The 896-nt window shown below is 65.7% G+C and carries 2 protein-coding genes and 1 pseudogene; all 3 read left to right on the forward strand.

Annotated features, from left to right (window positions below):
• Positions 1 to 214: pseudogene (locus ACT3TS_RS19705) on the forward strand (sarcosine oxidase subunit beta); the annotation flags it as partial.
• Between the two features lie 32 nt (positions 215 to 246).
• Positions 247 to 606: a sarcosine oxidase subunit delta gene (locus tag ACT3TS_RS19710; protein WP_444533221.1), complete on the forward strand. Its 360-nt coding sequence runs from the start codon at positions 247 to 249 to the stop codon at positions 604 to 606.
• A 2-nt stretch (positions 607 to 608) separates the two neighbouring features.
• Positions 609 to 896 (forward strand): 2Fe-2S iron-sulfur cluster-binding protein (locus tag ACT3TS_RS19715; protein ID WP_444533222.1); only part of this gene is annotated, 288 nt, incomplete at its 3' end.

Genomic DNA, 896 nt, shown 5'->3' on the forward strand with positions numbered 1-896 from the left:
TTCGCCCATCGTGGGGGCCACCCCGGTAGAGAACATGTTCGTGAACTGCGGTTGGGGTACGGGCGGTTTCAAGGGCACACCCGCGGCGGGGCTGACGTTCGCGCACACTATCGCCACCGGCACCCCGCACGAGCTCAACAAACCCTTCTCGCTGGAGCGTTTCGAAACCGGCGCCCTCATCGACGAACACGGCGCCGCAGCCGTAGCTCACTAACCGGCCCCTCACAGGAAGACCAGGAACACACAATGTTGTTGTTTTCATGCCCCAACTGCGGGCCACGCAACGAAACCGAATTCCACTACGGCGGGCAGGCCCACGTGGCCTACCCCGAAAGCCCTGACCAGCTCTCCAACCGGGAATGGGCGGAGTACCTCTTCTACCGCGAGAACACGAAAGGGCTGTTTGCCGAACGCTGGGTGCACGCCGCCGGCTGCCGCAAGTGGTTCAACATGGTCCGTGACACTGTCAGCTATGAAATCCAAGCCGTCTACGGGATGGGCGAACAGGCACCTGAAGGCCTGACCGCCCCGCCGGCCGCACAGTCCAAGTCCCAGCCCCTGGCACCCGCCGAGGCCGGCCCCACCACAGCATCGGAAGGCGTGTAGAGATGACCGGGCAGAACAACCAGCCGAACAGGCTCACCCACGGCGGACGAATCGACCGCAACACCACCTTGAACTATACCGTGGACGGCATCGGCCACGTGGGCCACCCCGGCGACACGGTGGCCTCCGCGCTGATCGCCAACGGCCGCCTGACCGCCGGCAACTCCCTGTACGAGGACCGCCCCCGTGGCATCCTTTCCGCCGGCGTTGAGGAGTCCAACGCGCTCATCAAGGTCGCCGGCCGCTTCCCCGGCCACGCCGCCGAATCCATGCTGCCGGCCACGACCGTC

The sequence above is a fragment of the Specibacter sp. AOP5-B1-6 genome, assembly GCF_052376555.1.
Lineage (GTDB): Bacteria > Actinomycetota > Actinomycetes > Actinomycetales > Micrococcaceae > Specibacter.

What these genes read in the sequence shown, in the direction of transcription:
- ACT3TS_RS19710 (WP_444533221.1), top strand. Translation starts at nt 247, where the DNA reads ATGTTGTTGTTTTCATGCCCCAACTGCGGGCCACGCAACGAAACCGAA.